Below are 17,446 nucleotides of genomic sequence, written 5' to 3'. Positions count from 1 at the left end.
AGAGCAGGAAATTCAATCGGGTGCTCCAATGTCCGAAGGTCATGCGTGGACAGCGGTGGAACAATGCGTTTTCGGGTCGTGCATTCGATTTCCTATATGCTAAATAGTTTTCCGAAACGGAAAAGAGAAGCCCCGTGGAATCGATTTGCGACAAGACCGCCGTCGAGCTGGTCAAGCTGTTGAAAACAAAGGCGATTTCGCCGGTCGCGCTGCTCGACTCGTGCCTGGAGCGGATTGCGGCGGTGAACCCGGCCGTCAACGCGGTGGTGACCCTGGACGAGGCGGCCGCCCGCGCGGCGGCCGAGGTCGCCGAGGCCGAGATCGTGAGGGGCGAGGACCGGGGGGCGCTGCACGGCCTGCCGGTGCTGATCAAGGATACCCAGGACACCGCCGGGATGCGCTCCACCTATGGCAGCCCGATCCTGGCCGACAACGTGCCGGCCGTCGACCAGGCCTCGGTGGGCCGGCTGCGCGCTGCCGGGGCAATCATCTTCGGCAAGACCAACACGCCGGAATGGGCGGCGGGCGGCAACACCCGCAATCCCGTGTTCGGCGCCACCGGCAACCCGTTCGATCCCGCGCGCTCGGCCGCCGGCTCCTCCGGCGGCTCGGCGGTCGCGCTCGCCTGCGGCATGGCCCCGCTCGCCTCGGGGTCAGACACCGGCGGCAGCTTGCGCAATCCGGCCGGCTTCTCCGGCATCGTCGGCATGCGCCCCTCCTACGGCCTCGTCGCCAGCGAGAAGCGCGCCCATGGCTGGTCGTGCCTGTCGACCGACGGGCCGATGGCGCGCGATGTCGCCGACACCGCGCTGATGCTGTCGGTGATGGCGAGCGACGATGCGCGCGATCCGCTCGCCTACACCCTGCCGGGCGAGGCCGTGCGCGGCGCGCCGTCGCGCTGGGCCGTGTCGCCGGCGGTCGAACTCAAGACGCTCAGGCTCGCCTTCACCGAGGATTTCGGCTTTGCGCCGACCGAACAACTGATCCGCCGCGCCTTCCGCGCGCGGGTGTCGCGCATCGCGCCGCTGTTTGCCGACGCGCAGGAAGGCGCACCGGATTGCAGCGGCGCCGACGAGACCTTTGCGGTGCTGCGCGCCTCGCTGTTCCTCACCCAGCACGGCAAGAATTTTCGCGAGCGGCCCGACATGCTCGGGCCGAACGTGCGCGCCAATGTCGAGGAGGGGCTCGGCTACAGCCTCGAGGATTTTTCGCGTGCGAGCGCCAACCAGACCCGCATCTATCGCGCCTATCAGGGCTTCTTCGCACGCCACGACGTGCTGATCAGCCCGACCATCACCTTGAGCCCGCGGCCGTGGGCGGAGCTGTATCCGGCGGAGATCGACGGCGTGCCGACGCGGTCGTACTTCCACTGGCTGGCGCTCGCCTACGCGGTGACCCTGGCCGGACATCCCGCGCTCAGCCTGCCGCTCGGCCTCGACGACAACGGCCTGCCGTTCGGCCTGCAGATCGTTGGTCCCCGCGGCGGCGACGCGCTGGTGCTCGGCGTTGCCGCGGCGCTGGAGGCCGCGTTCGCCGACGATGCCGAACTGCGCCGTCCCCGGCCCGATCTCGAAAGGCTCGCGTCGCTGCCGCCGCTGGCGCAGACGCCCGGCTTCATGGCGTGGGATTGAGGCGGCACTCATGATCACTACATCCTGGAGCGACTAACGATGTCCGACGCCCCCTCATGGCCGTTCTCGCTGGTGCGCCGCGCCGGCGGCCTGGTGTTCCTGTCCGGCGAGATTCCGGTCGCCGATGACGGCAGCATCCCCGAGGGCATCGCGGCGCAGACCGACCTCGTCTTCAAGCACATCGCGGAAACGCTGGCCGGCGAGGGGCTGACGCTCGACGACATCGTGTCCTGCATGGTGCACCTCGCCGACAAGGCGGATTTCGCCGCCTACAACGAGGCCTATCGCAGGCACTTCAAGGATCCGCTGCCGGTCCGCACCACGGTGCAGGCGCAGATGATCGCGGATGTGAAGATCGAGGTCACCGTCGTCGCGGCGGCGCGGACCTGAGCAGGAGTGATGACGATGCAAAGCGCGATCGTTCTCGGTGGCGGCATGGTCGGTGTCGGCACGGCGCTGCACCTGCAGAGCCGTGGCTGGTCAGTGGCGCTGGTCGACCGCAGGGAGCCGGGCCGCGAGACCAGCTACGGCAATGCCGGCATCATCCAGAGCGAGGCCGTCAGGCCCTACGCGATGCCCTATGATATCGCCGGCGTGCTCGACATCGCGCTCGCGCGCACCAACGACGTGCACTACAGCCTCGCGGCGCTGCCCTATCACGTGCGACCGCTGCTGCAATACTGGTGGAATTCGTTCCCCGCGCGCCACGAGGTGCTGACGCGCACCTATGCGCAACTGATCGCGCGCGCCGCGCCCGAGCACGAGCCCCTGATCCTCGCGGCCGGGGCCGGCAACCTCGTGCGCCGCGACGGCTTTCGCGTGCTGCACCGGACGCAGGCGCAGTTCGACAAGGAGGCGAGGGAGGCCGAAGCGGTCGGCAAGGCGTTCGGCGTCAAGTTCAAGCTGCTCAGCGCCCAGCAGCTGAAGCAGGCCGAGCCCGGGCTGATCGACAGCGGCATCGGCGGCCTGCACTGGCAGGAGCCGTGGACCGTGTCGGATCCCGGCAGCCTGGTCGCCTCCTATGCCGAGCTGTTCACGCGCCGCGGCGGCAAGCTGCTGCGCGGCGACGCGACCACGCTGGCGCAGGCGGGCAGCGGCTGGGCCGTTACCACCGCGGAGGGACGCATCGAGGCCGAGGCCGTGGTGGTCGCGCTCGGGCCATGGTCGCCGGAGTTCCTGACGCGGTTCGGCTACGACATCCCGATGGTGCGCAAGCGCGGCTATCACCGTCACTACACCGGCGGCGCGCCGCTCGATTTGCCGCTGCGCGATGCGGCGCGCGGCTATCTGATGAACCCGATGGCGCTCGGCGTGCGCATCACGACCGGTGCCGAGCTGTCATCGCCGAATGCGAAATCGACCCCGGTTCAGCTCGGCAAGGCCGAGGCTGCCGCGCGCCAGCTCATCGATCTCGGCAAGCCGGTGGAGCCCGAGCCGTGGATCGGCACGCGGCCGTGCATGCCCGACATGCTGCCGGTCGTCGGCCAGGCGGCGCGTCACAAGGGCCTGTGGCTGCATTTCGGCCACGGCCACCAGGGCTTCACGCTGGGGCCCGCGACGGGCCGCATCCTCGCCGAGCTGATGAGCGGCGAAGCGCCGAGCGTCGACGTCGCCGCCTGCGCGCCGGCACGTTTCGGCGCATAGCTGCGAGCGCCGTTGCAGCCCTGCAATTGCAGGCTGCAGCGGCGCCCGCCGGGCAGTCCCTTGTTTACCAAGCGTGGCTGTTCTGGGCCGTTCTGGCGCTGCAAAATTTCCACTTCACGAATTCGCAAGCCCGCTCTCCTAGGGTGACGCCGGTTGGACCAGGACGCGGGGGCGAAACGCGTTTCGTGAGTTCTGTCGTCGGCCAGTGATCCGAACATCATGTGGGGGAGCAGATGAACTTCACGGGCCTCATGTACCGCTTCATCTCGAATTTCGTATTTCTCGCGGCCGTCTATCTCAGCCTGAACTACGTCGAGAAGTACCAGAACCGCGCCGTCCTGGCGCTGGTGGTGCTGATCTATGCCGGCATGCGCGCCGTCACGGTGGTGCGCACCTTCCACTTCTTCGGACGGATCGAGAAGATGGAGTCGGACGTTCGCCGTCTGGCCGGCATGCTGGGCGACGGGCCGGTGGGGCAGGTGGTCTCTAGGCAGGTGGTGTCCGACGTCGGATCGCTGCGCAAGGACGGCGAGAAGAAGTCCTACATGGACCTGTTCTTCCTGGCGGCCACCGTCATCCTCTGCGTCAGCAAGCTGGTCTCGAGCTGATCGCGCGCGGCGCGGGCGAATTGTCCCGCGTCCTCACCTGCAACATCTGCGAATGTTCAGCGCCGCCTGAGGCTGGCGAGGCGCACCGGGCGCGGCGCCGGCTTGGCGGCCACAGCCTTCGGGGCCGGGCTCTCGAGCCGGGCCAGCTGGCGCCGCTGCGCCGACAGCGGCGCGACAGGCGGCCATGCGAACAGATCGGACGCCGGCGCTGCCAACGCCGGCGCCGCAAGCCGCGGCGCGAGCGGCGGACGCGGCCATGCCGGCTTCTGCACGACACGCGCGACGGCCGCCGGCACGTTGAGAATCCCGAAATCGTCCAGCCTGGCGCGGGCCCCCGTATCGGCGCCAGCGAGATCGACGGGCGCGATCTTGGGCCAATGCGCCACCGGGGTCTCGTCCGACGGGCGGTGCACCAGCCAGTCCTCGGGCTCGGTCGGCGTCGCCGGCCGGTCCGGTGTCGCCGCCACGACGTGGACGATGCGGTAGTTCTTGGCCTTGAGCTCGGCGAGGATCTTCGGCAGCGCCGTAGCGGTGCGCGCATGGATGTCGTGCAGCAGCAGGATGCCCTTGCCGCGCGCCTCCAGCCGCTTCATCGCGAGCTCATAGACCTTGGCCCCGGAGATGTTGCGCCAGTCGTCGGCGAGGAAATCGGCGCTCCAGACCTGCAGGCCGAGCGAGGCGGCGTAGCTCTCCACGGCGTCGCCGCGCAGCAGGCCGGGCACGCGGAAGAATGGCGACAGCGCCGACGGATCTGTGAGCGCCGCGGTCGTCCAGGCGATTCCCTGGTCGACCTCGGGCTTGACCTGGTCGAGCGTCATCTTGTTGAAGCTCAGCGGATGGTTCTGGCTGTGGGTGCCGATGGTGTGGCCGGCGGCCGCAAGCTTCCTCACCCCCTCGGGATCGGCCTTGGCCTGGCGGCCGATGGTGAAGAACGTCGCCTTGACGCATTGATCGGCGAGGATCTGCAGCACCTGATTGCTGTATTTCGGCAGCGGGCCGTCGTCGAAGGTGATGACGACCTCGTGATCTTTCAGCGGCAGCGTCTCTTTGTACTGCATCGCGCCGATGCGCGGATGCTCGCGCGGATCGACCACCAGGACGCGCGACGTGCCGAGCGCGTTCGGATGCCCGGGGCAATCGGCTGCCGATGCCGCCGATGATCCGACACTGGAGGCGAAGCAGGCGACGGTGCCCAACAGCACCGCGAGCCATGTTGGCCGTCCGACGCAAGCCCACCGACGATCACGCATCACGCTGCTCACATTCCCTTCACCGTCCCGACGCCTTCGGCCAGGGTCTTCGACGCTCGATGATGTGTCGCAGCCGCGCGGAAGGGGCAAGCGACCACCAAGACATAGCAGGGATGTTCGGCTGTCGCGAGATGACATCGTTCCGGGTTCCGGTTTGCCTGCGGCTGTTGCCGGATTGCAAGCGGCAGAAATCGCCGCGATCACGGCCGTCGAGCGTAGACAGCGGCCCTGAACGACGGATTAACCACCTTCGTGCGGCGGCGTCGGCGCGGGTGAAGGGCGCTCGCTACGCTGCTCGTGATGCACATCCGCCGGCTGCTTCGGAACCACATGGACCACGCGATAGCCGTGGTTCTTCAGGTAGCGCAGGAACGCGGGCAACATGGCGACCGTGCGCGGCTGCGGATCGTGCAGCAGGATGATGCCCTTGCGCGCCTGGCTCAGCCGGGCGGTCAGCAGCTTCAGCGTCTGCTGCGGTGACATCGGGTTCCAGTCGCTGGCCCAGAGATCGGCCCCGAACACGACGATGCCGCGCGACTGCAGCAGGTCGAGCGTCGCCGGTGTCGATTCGAAATAGGGGAAGCGGAAGAATGGCGTCGACGGCGTGGTCGTCTCCGCGCCGTTGAGCGCCCTCTCGTCGGCGGCGATGCCGCGATCGATCTCATCGACGGCCTGTTCCGGCGTGATGTGCGCGAGATTCGCATGCGTGAAGCTGTGATGGCCTATGGTGTGGCCTTCGGCCGCGATCTTCCGCACCCACGCGGCGCGGCGCGACGCAGGCTCGCCGACCAGGAAGAAGGTCGCGCGCACGCATTCCCTGGCGAGCGCGGCCAGCACCTTGTCGGTCATCGGCGGCGACGGGCCGTCGTCGAAGGTCAGAACCACTTCGCCGTCATGCAGCGGCAGCGTGTCCGGGAAGCTCTTCAGTCCGACGCGCGGATGTGTCGCGGCGTCGACGGTGAGAATGCGCGACGTGCCGAGCGTACCTTCGCGCGGGCATGCGGCAGGCGCGGCCGCGGTGACGTCAGCCGCGAGCAGCGCCGCCACGACGCCGGCCGCGTTTACCCATCCCGTCATCGATCGCCAAGGCTGCATCTTTTCCCGTTGCGCTCGCTGTTGCCGATTATGTAATGCGTGAAAGCACAAATCAGACCATTTGCTCTGAAATCAAGCGCGTGAGGCACGTCATGAACGAGACATCGGACGTTGCCCATGCTGATGCCACTCTACGCGATCGCGCGCCGATGCGCACCGAATCCGGCGAGATTCGCGCCGAATTCATCGCGGCCATCACGGCGGCCATCGCCGCCGAGGACGAAGCGTTCCTGCGCGCCGAGGTCGCCGAGCTGCACGAGGCCGATCTCGGCGACCTGATCGCGGCGCTCGCACCGGACGACCGTGTCCGGCTGGTCGAGCTGACCGGCACGGATTTCGACTTCTCCGCGCTGAACGAGGTCGACGACGCGGTCCGCGAGGAGATCCTCGAGGAGCTCGAGCCCGCGACCGTCGCCGAGGGCGTGCGGGAGCTCGAATCCGATGACGCCGTCGAGCTGTTGGAAAGCCTCGACGAGGAGGACAAGGAGGAGATCCTCGAACGCCTGCCGCCGTCCGAGCGCGACGCGCTCGCGCGCAGCCTCGACTATCCCGAGGGCTCGGCCGGCCGCCGCATGCAGAGGGAGTTCATCGCGGTTCCGCTGGGCTGGACGGTCGGCGAGGCCATCGACTACATGCGCGAGACGCGGGATCTGCCCGAGCGGTTCTACGAGATCTATGCGGTCGACGACGCACGGCATTGGCAGGGTGCGGTGTCGCTCGATGCGCTGCTGCGCGCCCGCCGCCCGGTTCCGCTGGCCGATCTGATCGACGAGGACCGCCGTCGCGTCACCGTCACCGACGATCTGGCCGAGGTGGCGCGGCTGTTCGGCAAGTACAATCTGGTCGCGGCGCCCGTGGTCGATGCCGAGAACCGGCTGGCCGGCGTCATCACCATCGACGACGTGGTCGATGTCATCGAGGAGGAGGCCGACGAGGATTTCAAGGCGCTCGGCGGCGTGTCGGGCGACGAGGAACTGTCCGACAGCGTCTGGACCATCGCCAAGGGTCGCTTCAACTGGCTGCTGATCAATCTCGCCACCGCGTTCCTGGCGTCATCGGTGCTCGGCCTGTTCGAGGACCAGTTGCAGCAGATGGTGGCGCTCGCCGTGCTCGCGCCGATCGTCGCCAGTCAGGGCGGCAATGCCGCGACCCAGACCATGACGGTGGCGGTGCGCGCGCTGGCGACGCGGGAGCTCGGGCCGAACAATGCGATGCGGGTGGTGATGCGCGAGGGGCTGGTCGGGCTCGTGAATGGCCTGGCCTTTGCGCTCGTCACCGGCATCGCCGCCGTGGCGTGGTTCAAGACGCCCGGGCTCGGCATCGTGATCGGGCTTGCAATGATCTCGAATCTCGTCGCGGGTGCGCTGGGCGGCATTCTGATCCCGATGGTGCTCGAACGGGTCCGGGCCGACCCCGCCGTCGCCTCCGGAACCTTCGTCACGACGGTGACCGATGTGGTCGGTTTCTTCTCGTTTCTCGGCATCGCCACGCTCTGGTTCGGCCTGAAATAACCCCGGCGCCTGAACGACTTATATCGTTAATCCGGCCTTAACGTGGTTCGGCGAGACTGTCGCTCGACACGGAGTCGGACGATGCAACGCTTGCGGCTGAAGGCAGATGGACGGATCGTGGAGCTGCGCGACGGGGAGGAGATTCCGCTGGCGCCCGCGGCTCCGCTCGAAGTGCGCGATCTCAGGCGGCGTGTGCATCTGACCCAACAGGAATTCGCCGCCAAGCTCGGTGTGCCCGTCGAGACCATCCGCAATTGGGAGCAGGGCAAGCGCATGCCGCGCGGCCCGGCGCGCGCGCTGCTCACCGTCATCGCGCACGCGCCCGAGACGGTGTTCGCGGCTTTAGCCAAGACTTAAGCCCACCACGGGCCGTGCGTTGGCAACGCCCAGCGTGTGCCTACATAATGTTGCACGCGCTTTGGAGTGCACGGCCATGCTGATGATCGAGGCCAATGGTGCCAGGATCCCCGCCTTGGGTCTCGGAACCTGGGAGCTGCGTGGCCGCGCCTGCAGCCGCATCGTCGAGCAGGCGCTCACCCTCGGCTACCGGCACATCGACACCGCGCAGGTCTATGAGAACGAGCACGAGGTCGGCGAGGGCCTGCGTGCGTCCCGCGTCCGGCGCAACGAGGTGTTCCTGACGACCAAGGTGTGGACCACGCATTTTGCGCCGCACGATCTCGAGCGCTCGGCCAAGGAGAGCCTGGTCCGGCTGCGCGTCTCCGAGGTCGACCTGTTGCTGCTGCACTGGCCCAATCCGCACGTGCCGCTGACCGAGACGCTCGGCGCGCTGGCCCATGCCAAGACGCTCGGGCTCGCACGTCATATCGGCGTGTCCAATTTCACGGTCGGTCTGCTCGACGAGGCAGTGGCGGCATCGCCGGAGCCGCTGGTGTGCAATCAGGTCGAGTATCATCCCTATCTCGATCAGACCAAGGTCCGCGAGGCCTGCGCGCGCCATGGCATCGCGCTCGTCGCCTACAGCCCGATCGCCAAGGGCAGGATCAAGAACGATCCGACCTTGACGCGGATCGGCCGCGCCCATGGCAAGAGCCCGGCGCAGATCTGCTTGCGCTGGCTGGTGCAGCAGAACGTCGTGCCGATCCCGCGGACCTCCAAGATCGAACGGCTGTCCGAGAACCTCGACGTGTTCGATTTCGAGCTCTCGGAGCAGGATATGGCCGACATCTTCGCGATGGGCAGCCCCGAAGGACGGATGACCAACTTCGCCTTTGCGCCGAAATGGGATTGAGGGCGGCGCCCGCGCATTTGTGCTACAGCCTGACATGACAGGGAGCGGCCGGCGGGCCGCACGACGGCGGCTGCCGCATTCTCTGCCGATGATCAGAGCGATGGCGCGCCCGCGCCTTCGCTCATGCGCGGGCGTAGTGAAGCAGCATGGAACGTTGGCAGTTCATCCGTTGGGGCATCGCCGCGTCCGTGCTCGCGCATCTCCTGATCGCCGGTGGGGTCGTGGTCTCGACCTCGGTCCGGCCTTACGAGCTGCCCAAGAGCGACGAGATCGAGGTCAACATCGTCGACGCTGACGAGCCGCAGAAGACGCCCGAGCCCATTGCCACGCCATCGCCATCCCCGACGCCGGATCTGGTGCTGCCGCAGCCGGACCCGAGCGCCTTGCCCGCGGCCGCCGCACCGCCACCGCCCAGTCCCCCGCAGGACGCCAGGGAGACCCCCAATCCTCCGATGCCGCCTGCGCCGGCGGCAAAACAGCCGGCGCAGGCTGCATCGCCCAAGGCGGTGAAGACGGCCGCAAAGGCGGAGAGCAAATCCGCCGTCAAGCCGGCGCCGCCCGTGCCGGCACCTGCGCCGACCTATGTGCCTCCCGAACCGGATCTCACGGTGAAGTATGGGGTCATGCTCGGTCTACCCGAGCCGCTGTCACCGTTGCCGCGTCCCGGCGGCCCGGAGGACGGCAAGGACGCCGGGCCGACCGCGACGACGAACCTCGCCGCCAATCTGGAAGCGGCCCTGCGGCAGAAGGTCAGGAGCTGCGCGCGGCTGCCGGCGTCGCTGTCGCTGTCGGACAACGTGCTCATCAGGCTGCGCTTCGGCATGACACCGGATGGACGGCTGGCGACGGAGCCGGAGGTGATAGAGGTCGTCGCAGCCTCCAAGGCGATCCAGCTCAAGGAGAGCGCGGTCCAGGCGTTGAATGCCTGCCAGCCCTACGCGATGTTGCCTCCCGATCGCTACAACGAGTGGAAGGTGATCGAGATGTCGTTCACGCCGCAGGATTTCGCCCGCTGATCTACCCTGCGGCCGGCGACGGCACGGGGGCGGGCGCGTGGTCTGGGCGTAGCGCTTGTGTGTCGACGCAACGGCCGATCATCCTGTATGCGTCGCCCATAGCATGAGCGTCGACGGCGCGGCTGCGCGGGCCGTCCACGCCCAACACGGAGACGGTGCGACATGACGCTGAAGCTGGTGATCGGCAACAAGAACTATTCCTCATGGTCGATGCGGCCGTGGCTGGCGCTGCGCGGCTGCGACATCGCCTTCGATGAGATCGTGATCCCGCTCTACACCGCCGATCCCGCCGACAAGGCGCGCATCCTTGAGCATTCCCCGGCCGGCAAGGTGCCGATCCTGATCGATGGCGCGATCAGCGTGTGGGATTCGCTCGCGATCATCGAATATCTCGCCGAGCGCTTCCCGCAGGCGGGGCTGTGGCCCGCCGATGCCGCTGCGCGCGCCCATGCCCGATCCGTCTGCGCGGAGATGCACTCCGGCTTTCCGGCCTTGCGCAACGAATGCCCGATGAACCTGCACCGGCCGGTGCGGCCGGTGGAGCTGTCTGCCGATGCCAAGGCCAACATCGCCCGGATCGAGGACATCTGGCGCGACTGCCGTGCCCGCTACGGCCATGGCGGGCCGTTCCTGTTCGGCCGCTTCGGCGCCGCCGACGCCATGTTCGCGCCGGTGGTCACGCGCTTCCACAGTTTCGCCATTCCGGTCGCCGCCGAAACCCGCGCCTACATGGACATGATGATGGCGATGCCGGCCTTCGCGGCCTGGGTGAAGGACGGCCTGGCGGAGGACTGGGTCATCGAGCGGGTCGAGAACATCTGAGCGGTCTCGTCCGTTCGCGATTGGGTCCGTGGTGGACGAGCGAACCCCGACCCGCTCGTCCAAGAATACCGTTTGCGGGCCCATCCCGTTGAAGACTCTCGCAATCTCCGCGTTTGCCATGTCGTGAGGTCGCTGGTCAGGGCGGGCGGCGGCGTGATATAAGCGCGATATTTATAAAGACACGCCGGCCCGGGCAGCGGGACCAGGGGCTCTTGCCGGCATGCGAGCAGGAGAGGGCGTTGAAACACAAGTTCCCCATTGGGGCGACCGTCTATTTCACCGCGAGCAACGTCTCGCGTCCGGCCGCCACAGGCACCTACGAGATCATCCGCCAGCTTCCGACGGAAGACGACGACTGCCAGTATCGGATCAAAAGCTCGACGGAAGCCTTCGAGCGGGTTGCCAGAGAGAGCCAATTGGCCTTGTCTTGAAGATGACGTGCCGCGTCGGCGGACGCGGCCGCCGGAGACATGGCCGAAGCGAGAGGGGGAGTTGCCACGCGTTCGGGAGCCGTGGCGCGAGGCGATGACGATTGCTGCGCGATCCCTTTGGGGATAGCGGGTAGCTCCACACCATCCGGCGCCCGCAGGCGTATGGAATCGTCTTATTGTCTTGGTGGGGCCGCAATCGATCGGGTGATCATTTGAATTTGATGATCGTTTCACGGCCGTCCCATGTAGGGACGCCATCGGGGCCGTTTTCGCTGGCCCGCGTCAGGAACAAGCGCGCATGAACTCGACCTGGCCTTCCTCGTTGGATCAGCTCTTGAACTCACCGGCGTTCCCGATGTGGCTCACCGTTGCCGCGGCGGGTTTCTTTGCACTGGTCGTGCTGATGACGCTGCTCAGGGCCGAGAAATCGGTCGCCAACGGCGCGCTGACGGTGATCACGCTGCTGGCGGTCGGGATTGCGGTGGCGTCGATGATGCGGAGCCAGGATGCGACCCCGCGTGGCGCCAATGGCGATCCTGCGGTGACCGCCTCCGTCGGCCTCTCGGTACCCGCCCTGGCCTGCGTGGATGATCTCGCCGGCGATCTGGTGCTCGCGAATTGCGAGAAGAGCCTGTTCGGATCGGCCGAGATGACCGCCGCGGCCGTCAGTTATGCGGCGGGCATGCTGAGCCGGCTGTCCCAGGTGGGCGACGTCGCCAGCGCGAACAAGGTGATGACCGCGGAGCTGCTGGCGCTGCGCCGCGCCGTCGAGCGCGATCGTTATGGCCTGATGGCCTATGTGCTGCTGACACGCGACCGCTGTACGCCTAGCGATTGCGTGATGTTCCGTGCCGTGGGTGATCGCCAGCAACTGATGAACAACATGGAAGGGCGGACCTATGAGGGGCTGGTGACGCGCTACGCCTCGCAGTGGAATGCGGCGCCGGGCCAACCGGCCGCTGGAACCTTTGCGGGATTGGCGCCTCCAGGGCTGGCGCCGTCGGCGCCGAACGGCAAGCCGACGACCGCCGAATTTCCCAGCTCGGCGAACACCCCGCCGGTCAGCATCATGAATCCCGAGCCGACGGCCTCGACGCGCTCGGTCGCCCCGGCAGCCGCCGCGCCGAAACCGCCGACGCAGCTTGCGCCGCCCGCAGCCCCACCGACCGTGGCTGCCAGCCACGCCCAGGCGCCGCCGGCGGCCAAGAAGGCCGCGCCGAAGCCGAAGCCGGCCGCTGCGGCGCCTCAAGCGGCGCCTGAGGCCGCCGAGCCGGCCGCCAACAACGAATAGATCCCGCTGGTCGAACCGCCATCATGCCTCTGCACCTGATCAAGCTCGCCGTCGGCTGCGAGTCCGTGAAAGAGCTGAAGGAGTGGATCGCCGAGCGCATGCTCGCGGCCAAGAAGAAGGGCCTGCCGCAGCAGCACGTCCATGTCACGCGGATGACGCCGAAACGGGTCGAGGACATCCTCGCCGGCGGCTCGCTGTATTGGGTGATTCGCGGTGAGGTCGCCGCGCGCGAGAAGATCGTCGGCATCGAGCCGTTCCGCGACGGCGACGGCATCGGGCGGTGCCGCATCATCATGCAGCCGAAGGTGATCGCGGTGTCGCCGCGGCCGATGCGTCCGTTCCAGGGCTGGCGCTATCTGACCGCCGAGGATGCGCCGGCCGATCTCGGAAAGTCCGGTGCGGCGGGCGTCGAAGCCATGCCCGAGCCGCTGCGCCGCGAGCTGCGCGATCTCGGCCTGCTGTAGGACTTCGATGAGCCGGTGGTGTTGCGCGTGAGCATCTCACGCGCGGCGGCCTCTGCCTTGCGGGCGAGGGCGCGCTCACGGTGTTGGCGGACGGCTGGTCTCCCGGCGGCTCACGCGGCGATATTGTCGATCAGTCGCGTGGTTCCGATCTTGGCCGCGACCAGGATGCGTTTCGGTCCTGACTCGTTCGGGGCGATGGGCGCCAGCGTCTCGGCGTGGCGGACCTCGAGATAGTCCAAGGCAAAGCCGGCTTCGGTGATCGCGGCGGCGCCATCCCCAATGGCCGCCTGCATGTCGTCGCCGGCGCGCAGCCGGGCCGCCAGCTCCTTCAGGACACGGTGCAGCGTCGGCGCCGCCCGCCGCTCGTCTGCCGTGAGGTAGACATTGCGCGACGACATCGCGAGACCGTCGCGTTCGCGCACCGTACGGGATCCGACGACACGGACGCCGAGATCGAGGTCGCGCGCCATCTGGGCGACGACGCGGAGCTGCTGATAGTCCTTCTCGCCGAAGATCGCGACGTCCGGCCGGCATTGCGTGAACAGCTTGGCGACCACGGTCGCGACCCCGCCGAAGAAATGCGGACGGAAGCGATCCTCCAGCCCGGCCAATGCCGCGCCCTCCGGCACGATCCGCGTCGCGAAGCCGTCCGGATACATCGCCTTCGCGTCGGGATGCCAGATCAGATCGACGCGCTCGGCCGCGAGTTTCGCAACATCCTCCTTCCAGGTCCGGGGGTAGGACCCGAAATCCTCCGTCGGCGCGAACTGAGTCGGGTTGACGAAGATCGAGACGACCACCTTGTCGGCGCGGCGCTTCGCCAGCCGGACCAGCGAGATGTGCCCTTCATGCAGGGCGCCCATGGTCGGCACGAGCGCGATGCTGGCTTTTCTCGCGCGCAAGCTGTCGAGCTCGCGGCGGAGGGCGGAAACGGTGCGGGCGACGCGCGGGCTTCGTGACATTTTTGCTCGATCTCACAGCGAAAAATTGCGGTTGCACTGTTCGGCCTTGACGCTCGGGCGACTGCCCTTAACAAGAACGCGACACGCCGCTCAGCATACTTGAATACGCCTGTTAGCACGTCTCCGCGTCCGATGCGGAGTTGGTAAACGCGCGCGTCAAGTAGTAGCGGAGGATGCGTCCCCCGTGGGATTCACGATGACGATGCATTTCACTTGACCGCAGACGACCGTGACTCGAAGATGATCGTAAGAGGTCGACAACATGCTGGTGCAAACTAGCCAAGGACAATCGGGCTCGGCCCACGTGGTTGTGCTTGGAAACGAGAAGGGCGGGTCGGGCAAGTCGACCACCGCCCTGCACATTGCCGTGGCACTCCTGAAGGCCGGCCAGCGTGTCGCCACGATCGATCTCGATTGCCGCCAGCAGAGCTTCACCCATTACATCAACAACCGGAGCGCCTGGGCGCGCCGCACCGGCCTGCGCCTCGAACTGCCGACGCACTACTGCATCCAGCTCGGCCGGACGTTGCAGATCGACGAGAACGAGAACACCGAGTTCCAGCAGTTCATGGAGGCCGTGAGCGCCGTCGAACGCTCGTTCGATTTCATCGTCATCGATACGCCCGGCAACGACAGCTACCTGATGCGCCTGGCGCATTCGATGGCGGATACGCTGGTCACGCCGATCAACGACAGCTTCCTCGACTTCGACGTGCTGGGAACGGTCGATCCCGCGACCTATGCCGTGACCGGCGAGAGCCACTATGCGGAGATGGTGCGTGACGTCCGGCGCAAGCGCCGCCAGGTGGACGGTGCGATGACCGACTGGATCGTGGTCCGCAACCGGCTGTCGATGCTCGGCTCCCGCAACAAGCAACTGGTCGCCGACGGCCTCAAGGACCTGTCGCTGCGGCTCGGCTTTCGCGCCATCGACGGCTTTGCCGAACGCGTCGTCTACCGTGAGTTCTTCCCGCGCGGACTGACCGCGCTCGACGACATCGACGAGGCGACCCTGGGCACCCGCCCCAATCTCGGCCACGTCACGGCCCGGGAGGAGGTCACCAGCCTGCTGCGCCAGCTCAAGCTGCCGCTGGACGAGCGCGGCCGCCGCCGCGCCGCGAACCGCGCCGAATGGTTCGCCCAGGTCGACAAGCCACTCGACCTGCACGACATCATCAGCGCCTGAATACCGTCCGCACTCGGGCGAGACCTCGCCTGAGACATTGTGCGCGTTGAACGTGCGCCCGGCTTGGTTAAACAATCTGCGGACAGCGGTGGCGGGTAACGGCGCGTCCGGCCTGTTTTGGGGGCGGACGGAGGAAGATTTGTCTCAGGTCAACGCCGCAGCCGCCAATTTCGCTAGATTGCCGTCAAATTCATGACTGATTTGAACCTGACGTTCAGGGCTCAAGTCGCAAGAGACGGGCGGCGGAACCCAGCTATGCTGCACAGCAACTAGGTGCGGCGCACAACGAACGGGCGACGGATACACAACATTTGGTCTTCCTGTCACAGCGCCGTTACATATATTAAACAGAACGGGTCGCGAGAGTCTTACAGGTTCAAAACTACCTTTGATTGTGCTCCCGAGGGACGAACATGAAGCGTGGAATAACCGTTCTTGTGTCTGTCAGCGTGCTGGCGGCGGTCGGCTACTTCACCGCGAGCAAGTGGGCTATCCGGCACGAGACCATCAGGTTCTATGACGCCTCGCGCGACAACCGGCTGGTCGAGGTCGCCGTGGCCGTCCGGCGCGACAAGGAGATGCAGGCCGAAGCCGGCATGATCAAGCTGCCGGTCGCGATCCTCAATCACGGCAACACCGTCAAGTTCACCGAGTACTCGTTCCTGGCCAACGTATTTGCTGCGCGCGGCTACATGGCGGTCAGCATCCAGCACGACCTGCCGACCGATGCGCCGATGGTGACGAAGGTCGGCGAGCCCTATGTCGGCCGGCTGCCGCAGATCCAGCGCGGTGTCGCCAACATCCGGTTCGCCGTCGAGCAGATGCACCAGGTGCAGCCGAATGCCGACTATGATCATCTGACGATGGTTGGTCATTCGATGGGCGGCGACATCTCGATGTATTTCGCCAAGCAGTATCCCGAAGACGTCCGGAAGGTCGTCACGCTCGACAACCTCCGCGTCCCGTTCGTCACCGACGGCAAGTTCAAGATCCTGTCGTTCCGCTCGAAGGACCCGCAATTCAAGACCGATCCCGGCGTGATCCCGAGCGACGACATCTGCGAGAAGGAAGGCATCACCGTCGTCAAGACGGACTTCCAGCACAACGACATGCGCGACACCGGACCTGACGACGCCAAGTCGTCGATCCAGGCCATGCTGGACAAGTTCCTCGCCGATAGCGACAGCACCAGCGACATCGGGCCGGTCGAGACCAAGACCCCGTTGCTCGATCCGGGTCCCGTCGCGCCTTATGCGCCGGTTGGCAAGACCGTGACGCCGGCCAAGCCGCTGACGCATTGAGCGCGCAAGCCGCCGGGGCGCGCGCCAGCCTCGCCTGATCGTTGCCTGCCACGACGGCGGGCAGATGAGTTGCCGTCGTTGAAGCCGTCCGTCCGCCTGCCCACATGATGCGCGTCCGAGCAAGGTGCGTGCATGGTCGATGATCGTTCGAAGCCCGGTTCTGCCCCGTTGACCTCGGCCGAAGAGGGATCGCGCCAGCACCGGTTGCCCGACAATGAGCGTTCCACGGCAGACGCCGTTGCGGCGTTCGTTGCGCAGGCCAAGGCCATGGCTCCTGCCGCTCAGGGAACCAGAGGCCGTCTCGTCTTTGCGCTTGATGCGACCCTGAGCCGCCAGCCAACCTGGGACATAGCCTGTGCCCTGCAGGCCGACATGTTTCGCGAGGCCGCCGCACTCGGCAGCCTCGATATCCGGTTGGTGTACTATCGTGGCTTCGATGAATGCCGCGCCACTGGCTGGATATCCGACAGCGCTGAGCTCGCCCGGCTGATGGGCAAGATCGATTGCCGCGGCGGCCAGACCCAGATCGGCAAGGTTCTTGCCGAGGCGCGGCGCCATGCGACAGCATCCGGAATCCGCGCCGTCGTGTTCGTTGGCGACGCGATGGAGGAGAATGTCGATGTGCTCTGCGCAAAGGCCGGCGAGCTCGGCCTGCTGAAGGTTCCGCTGTTCATGTTCCAGGAGGGCAATGAGCCCGCGGCCGAGCAGGCGTTTCGCGAGATGGCGCGGCTGTCGGGGGGAGCATGGTGCCGTTTCGATCCCGGCGCATCCGCGCAGTTGCGCGACCTTCTGCGCGCCGCCGCGGCCTACGCGGCGGGTGGCCGCGCGGCGCTGCTCCGGCTGGCCGGCTCTGAAGCGGGCGCGGCGCGCCTGATCGGGCAGATGAAGTAGAGATCGATTTCGGCGGCCGCCAACGTCAAGCCCGGCGCAGCGGCTGGAGCCTGCCGGTCGCGGACGCAGCCGATCATGCTTTTTGTCCCGG

Annotated in this window: 18 protein-coding genes; 15 read left to right on the top strand and 3 right to left on the bottom strand. The window is 67.0% G+C overall.

The window, feature by feature from the left end; translation table 11 throughout:
• Positions 1–134 precede the first annotated feature (134 nt).
• The 4 genes from QX073_RS21210 (at position 135) to QX073_RS21195 (ending at position 3,883) form a co-directional block, all read left to right on the top strand.
• The gene (locus tag QX073_RS21210) at positions 135–1,631 is read left to right on the top strand and encodes an amidase (RefSeq protein WP_316226302.1); all 1,497 of its coding nucleotides are present in this window, start codon (positions 135–137) and stop codon (positions 1,629–1,631) included.
• Positions 1,632–1,670: 39 nt separating this feature from the next.
• On the top strand, positions 1,671–2,021 hold the full coding sequence (locus QX073_RS21205; RefSeq protein WP_315718354.1) for a RidA family protein: 351 nt from the start codon (positions 1,671–1,673) through the stop codon (positions 2,019–2,021).
• A 15-nt stretch (positions 2,022–2,036) separates the two neighbouring features.
• The gene (locus tag QX073_RS21200) at positions 2,037–3,275 is read left to right on the top strand and encodes an FAD-binding oxidoreductase (RefSeq protein WP_316175130.1); all 1,239 of its coding nucleotides are present in this window, start codon (positions 2,037–2,039) and stop codon (positions 3,273–3,275) included.
• Between the two features lie 233 nt (positions 3,276–3,508).
• Positions 3,509–3,883 carry a hypothetical protein gene (locus QX073_RS21195; RefSeq protein WP_315718356.1) on the top strand — a complete coding sequence of 125 codons (375 nt, stop codon included), beginning with the start codon at positions 3,509–3,511 and terminating at the stop codon, positions 3,881–3,883.
• Positions 3,884–3,939: 56 nt separating this feature from the next.
• On the opposite strand, the gene QX073_RS21190 is transcribed toward QX073_RS21195, so the two are convergent.
• On the bottom strand, positions 3,940–5,133 hold the full coding sequence (locus QX073_RS21190) for a polysaccharide deacetylase family protein (protein ID WP_315718357.1): 1,194 nt from the start codon (positions 5,131–5,133) through the stop codon (positions 3,940–3,942).
• A 240-nt stretch (positions 5,134–5,373) separates the two neighbouring features.
• Positions 5,374–6,210, bottom strand: coding sequence for a polysaccharide deacetylase family protein (locus QX073_RS21185; RefSeq protein WP_316226301.1), 837 nt, complete (start codon positions 6,208–6,210; stop codon positions 5,374–5,376).
• Positions 6,211–6,320: 110 nt separating this feature from the next.
• Here QX073_RS21185 and mgtE point away from each other — a divergent pair, with 110 nt between their 5' ends.
• From mgtE to QX073_RS21145, 8 genes are all read left to right on the top strand, one after another.
• Entirely contained in the window at positions 6,321–7,739 is a 1,419-nt protein-coding gene (mgtE, locus tag QX073_RS21180; RefSeq protein WP_316226300.1) for a magnesium transporter, read from the top strand.
• An 81-nt stretch (positions 7,740–7,820) separates the two neighbouring features.
• Positions 7,821–8,096: a helix-turn-helix domain-containing protein gene (locus tag QX073_RS21175; RefSeq protein WP_315718360.1), complete on the top strand. Its 276-nt coding sequence runs from the start codon at positions 7,821–7,823 to the stop codon at positions 8,094–8,096.
• Positions 8,097–8,172: 76 nt separating this feature from the next.
• A complete protein-coding gene (locus QX073_RS21170) occupies positions 8,173–8,991 on the top strand; it encodes an aldo/keto reductase (RefSeq protein ID WP_316226299.1) in 819 nt (272 codons plus the stop codon).
• 146 nt (positions 8,992–9,137) lie between these two features.
• On the top strand, positions 9,138–10,007 hold the full coding sequence (locus tag QX073_RS21165) for a hypothetical protein (protein WP_316226298.1): 870 nt from the start codon (positions 9,138–9,140) through the stop codon (positions 10,005–10,007).
• A 162-nt stretch (positions 10,008–10,169) separates the two neighbouring features.
• The gene (locus QX073_RS21160) at positions 10,170–10,829 is read left to right on the top strand and encodes a glutathione S-transferase family protein (RefSeq protein WP_316171452.1); all 660 of its coding nucleotides are present in this window, start codon (positions 10,170–10,172) and stop codon (positions 10,827–10,829) included.
• A gap of 239 nt (positions 10,830–11,068) precedes the next feature.
• On the top strand, positions 11,069–11,260 hold the full coding sequence (locus QX073_RS21155; RefSeq protein WP_315718364.1) for a hypothetical protein: 192 nt from the start codon (positions 11,069–11,071) through the stop codon (positions 11,258–11,260).
• 298 nt (positions 11,261–11,558) lie between these two features.
• Complete coding sequence (locus QX073_RS21150; RefSeq protein WP_315718365.1) at positions 11,559–12,551, top strand: hypothetical protein; 993 nt, start codon at positions 11,559–11,561, stop codon at positions 12,549–12,551.
• A 23-nt stretch (positions 12,552–12,574) separates the two neighbouring features.
• Positions 12,575–13,015 (top strand): DUF1489 domain-containing protein, encoded by a 441-nt coding sequence (locus QX073_RS21145; RefSeq protein WP_315718366.1) that lies wholly within the window; start codon positions 12,575–12,577, stop codon positions 13,013–13,015.
• Between the two features lie 110 nt (positions 13,016–13,125).
• On the opposite strand, the gene panC is transcribed toward QX073_RS21145, so the two are convergent.
• A complete protein-coding gene (gene panC / locus QX073_RS21140) occupies positions 13,126–13,977 on the bottom strand; it encodes a pantoate--beta-alanine ligase (RefSeq protein WP_315753003.1) in 852 nt (283 codons plus the stop codon).
• 262 nt (positions 13,978–14,239) lie between these two features.
• On the opposite strand from panC, the gene QX073_RS21135 reads away from it, so the two are divergent.
• The 3 genes from QX073_RS21135 (at position 14,240) to QX073_RS21125 (ending at position 17,355) form a co-directional block, all read left to right on the top strand.
• The gene (locus tag QX073_RS21135; protein ID WP_315718368.1) at positions 14,240–15,163 is read left to right on the top strand and encodes a division plane positioning ATPase MipZ; all 924 of its coding nucleotides are present in this window, start codon (positions 14,240–14,242) and stop codon (positions 15,161–15,163) included.
• 413 nt (positions 15,164–15,576) lie between these two features.
• Positions 15,577–16,464 (top strand): alpha/beta fold hydrolase, encoded by an 888-nt coding sequence (locus QX073_RS21130; protein WP_315753002.1) that lies wholly within the window; start codon positions 15,577–15,579, stop codon positions 16,462–16,464.
• A 132-nt stretch (positions 16,465–16,596) separates the two neighbouring features.
• Positions 16,597–17,355, top strand: a complete 759-nt coding sequence (locus QX073_RS21125; protein WP_315753001.1) for a VWA domain-containing protein — start codon at positions 16,597–16,599, stop codon at positions 17,353–17,355.
• The last annotated feature ends 91 nt before the right edge of the window (positions 17,356–17,446 follow it).

The sequence above is a fragment of the Bradyrhizobium sp. SZCCHNS3052 genome (genome assembly GCF_032484495.1).
GTDB lineage: Bacteria > Pseudomonadota > Alphaproteobacteria > Rhizobiales > Xanthobacteraceae > Bradyrhizobium.
The sequence above is the reverse complement of the archived record's forward strand: the minus strand, read 5'-3'. Positions and strand labels throughout refer to the sequence as shown.

What these genes read in the sequence shown, in the direction of transcription:
- QX073_RS21205 (WP_315718354.1), top strand. Translation starts at nt 1,671, where the DNA reads ATGTCCGACGCCCCCTCATGGCCGTTCTCGCTGGTGCGCCGCGCCGGC.
- QX073_RS21200 (WP_316175130.1), top strand. Translation starts at nt 2,037, where the DNA reads ATGCAAAGCGCGATCGTTCTCGGTGGCGGCATGGTCGGTGTCGGCACG.
- QX073_RS21195 (WP_315718356.1), top strand. Translation starts at nt 3,509, where the DNA reads ATGAACTTCACGGGCCTCATGTACCGCTTCATCTCGAATTTCGTATTT.
- QX073_RS21190 (WP_315718357.1), bottom strand. Translation starts at nt 5,133, where the DNA reads ATGCGTGATCGTCGGTGGGCTTGCGTCGGACGGCCAACATGGCTCGCG.
- QX073_RS21185 (WP_316226301.1), bottom strand. Translation starts at nt 6,210, where the DNA reads ATGACGGGATGGGTAAACGCGGCCGGCGTCGTGGCGGCGCTGCTCGCG.
- mgtE (WP_316226300.1), top strand. Translation starts at nt 6,321, where the DNA reads ATGAACGAGACATCGGACGTTGCCCATGCTGATGCCACTCTACGCGAT.
- QX073_RS21175 (WP_315718360.1), top strand. Translation starts at nt 7,821, where the DNA reads ATGCAACGCTTGCGGCTGAAGGCAGATGGACGGATCGTGGAGCTGCGC.
- QX073_RS21170 (WP_316226299.1), top strand. Translation starts at nt 8,173, where the DNA reads ATGCTGATGATCGAGGCCAATGGTGCCAGGATCCCCGCCTTGGGTCTC.
- QX073_RS21165 (WP_316226298.1), top strand. Translation starts at nt 9,138, where the DNA reads ATGGAACGTTGGCAGTTCATCCGTTGGGGCATCGCCGCGTCCGTGCTC.
- QX073_RS21160 (WP_316171452.1), top strand. Translation starts at nt 10,170, where the DNA reads ATGACGCTGAAGCTGGTGATCGGCAACAAGAACTATTCCTCATGGTCG.
- QX073_RS21150 (WP_315718365.1), top strand. Translation starts at nt 11,559, where the DNA reads ATGAACTCGACCTGGCCTTCCTCGTTGGATCAGCTCTTGAACTCACCG.
- QX073_RS21145 (WP_315718366.1), top strand. Translation starts at nt 12,575, where the DNA reads ATGCCTCTGCACCTGATCAAGCTCGCCGTCGGCTGCGAGTCCGTGAAA.
- panC (WP_315753003.1), bottom strand. Translation starts at nt 13,977, where the DNA reads ATGTCACGAAGCCCGCGCGTCGCCCGCACCGTTTCCGCCCTCCGCCGC.
- QX073_RS21135 (WP_315718368.1), top strand. Translation starts at nt 14,240, where the DNA reads ATGCTGGTGCAAACTAGCCAAGGACAATCGGGCTCGGCCCACGTGGTT.
- QX073_RS21130 (WP_315753002.1), top strand. Translation starts at nt 15,577, where the DNA reads ATGAAGCGTGGAATAACCGTTCTTGTGTCTGTCAGCGTGCTGGCGGCG.
- QX073_RS21125 (WP_315753001.1), top strand. Translation starts at nt 16,597, where the DNA reads ATGGTCGATGATCGTTCGAAGCCCGGTTCTGCCCCGTTGACCTCGGCC.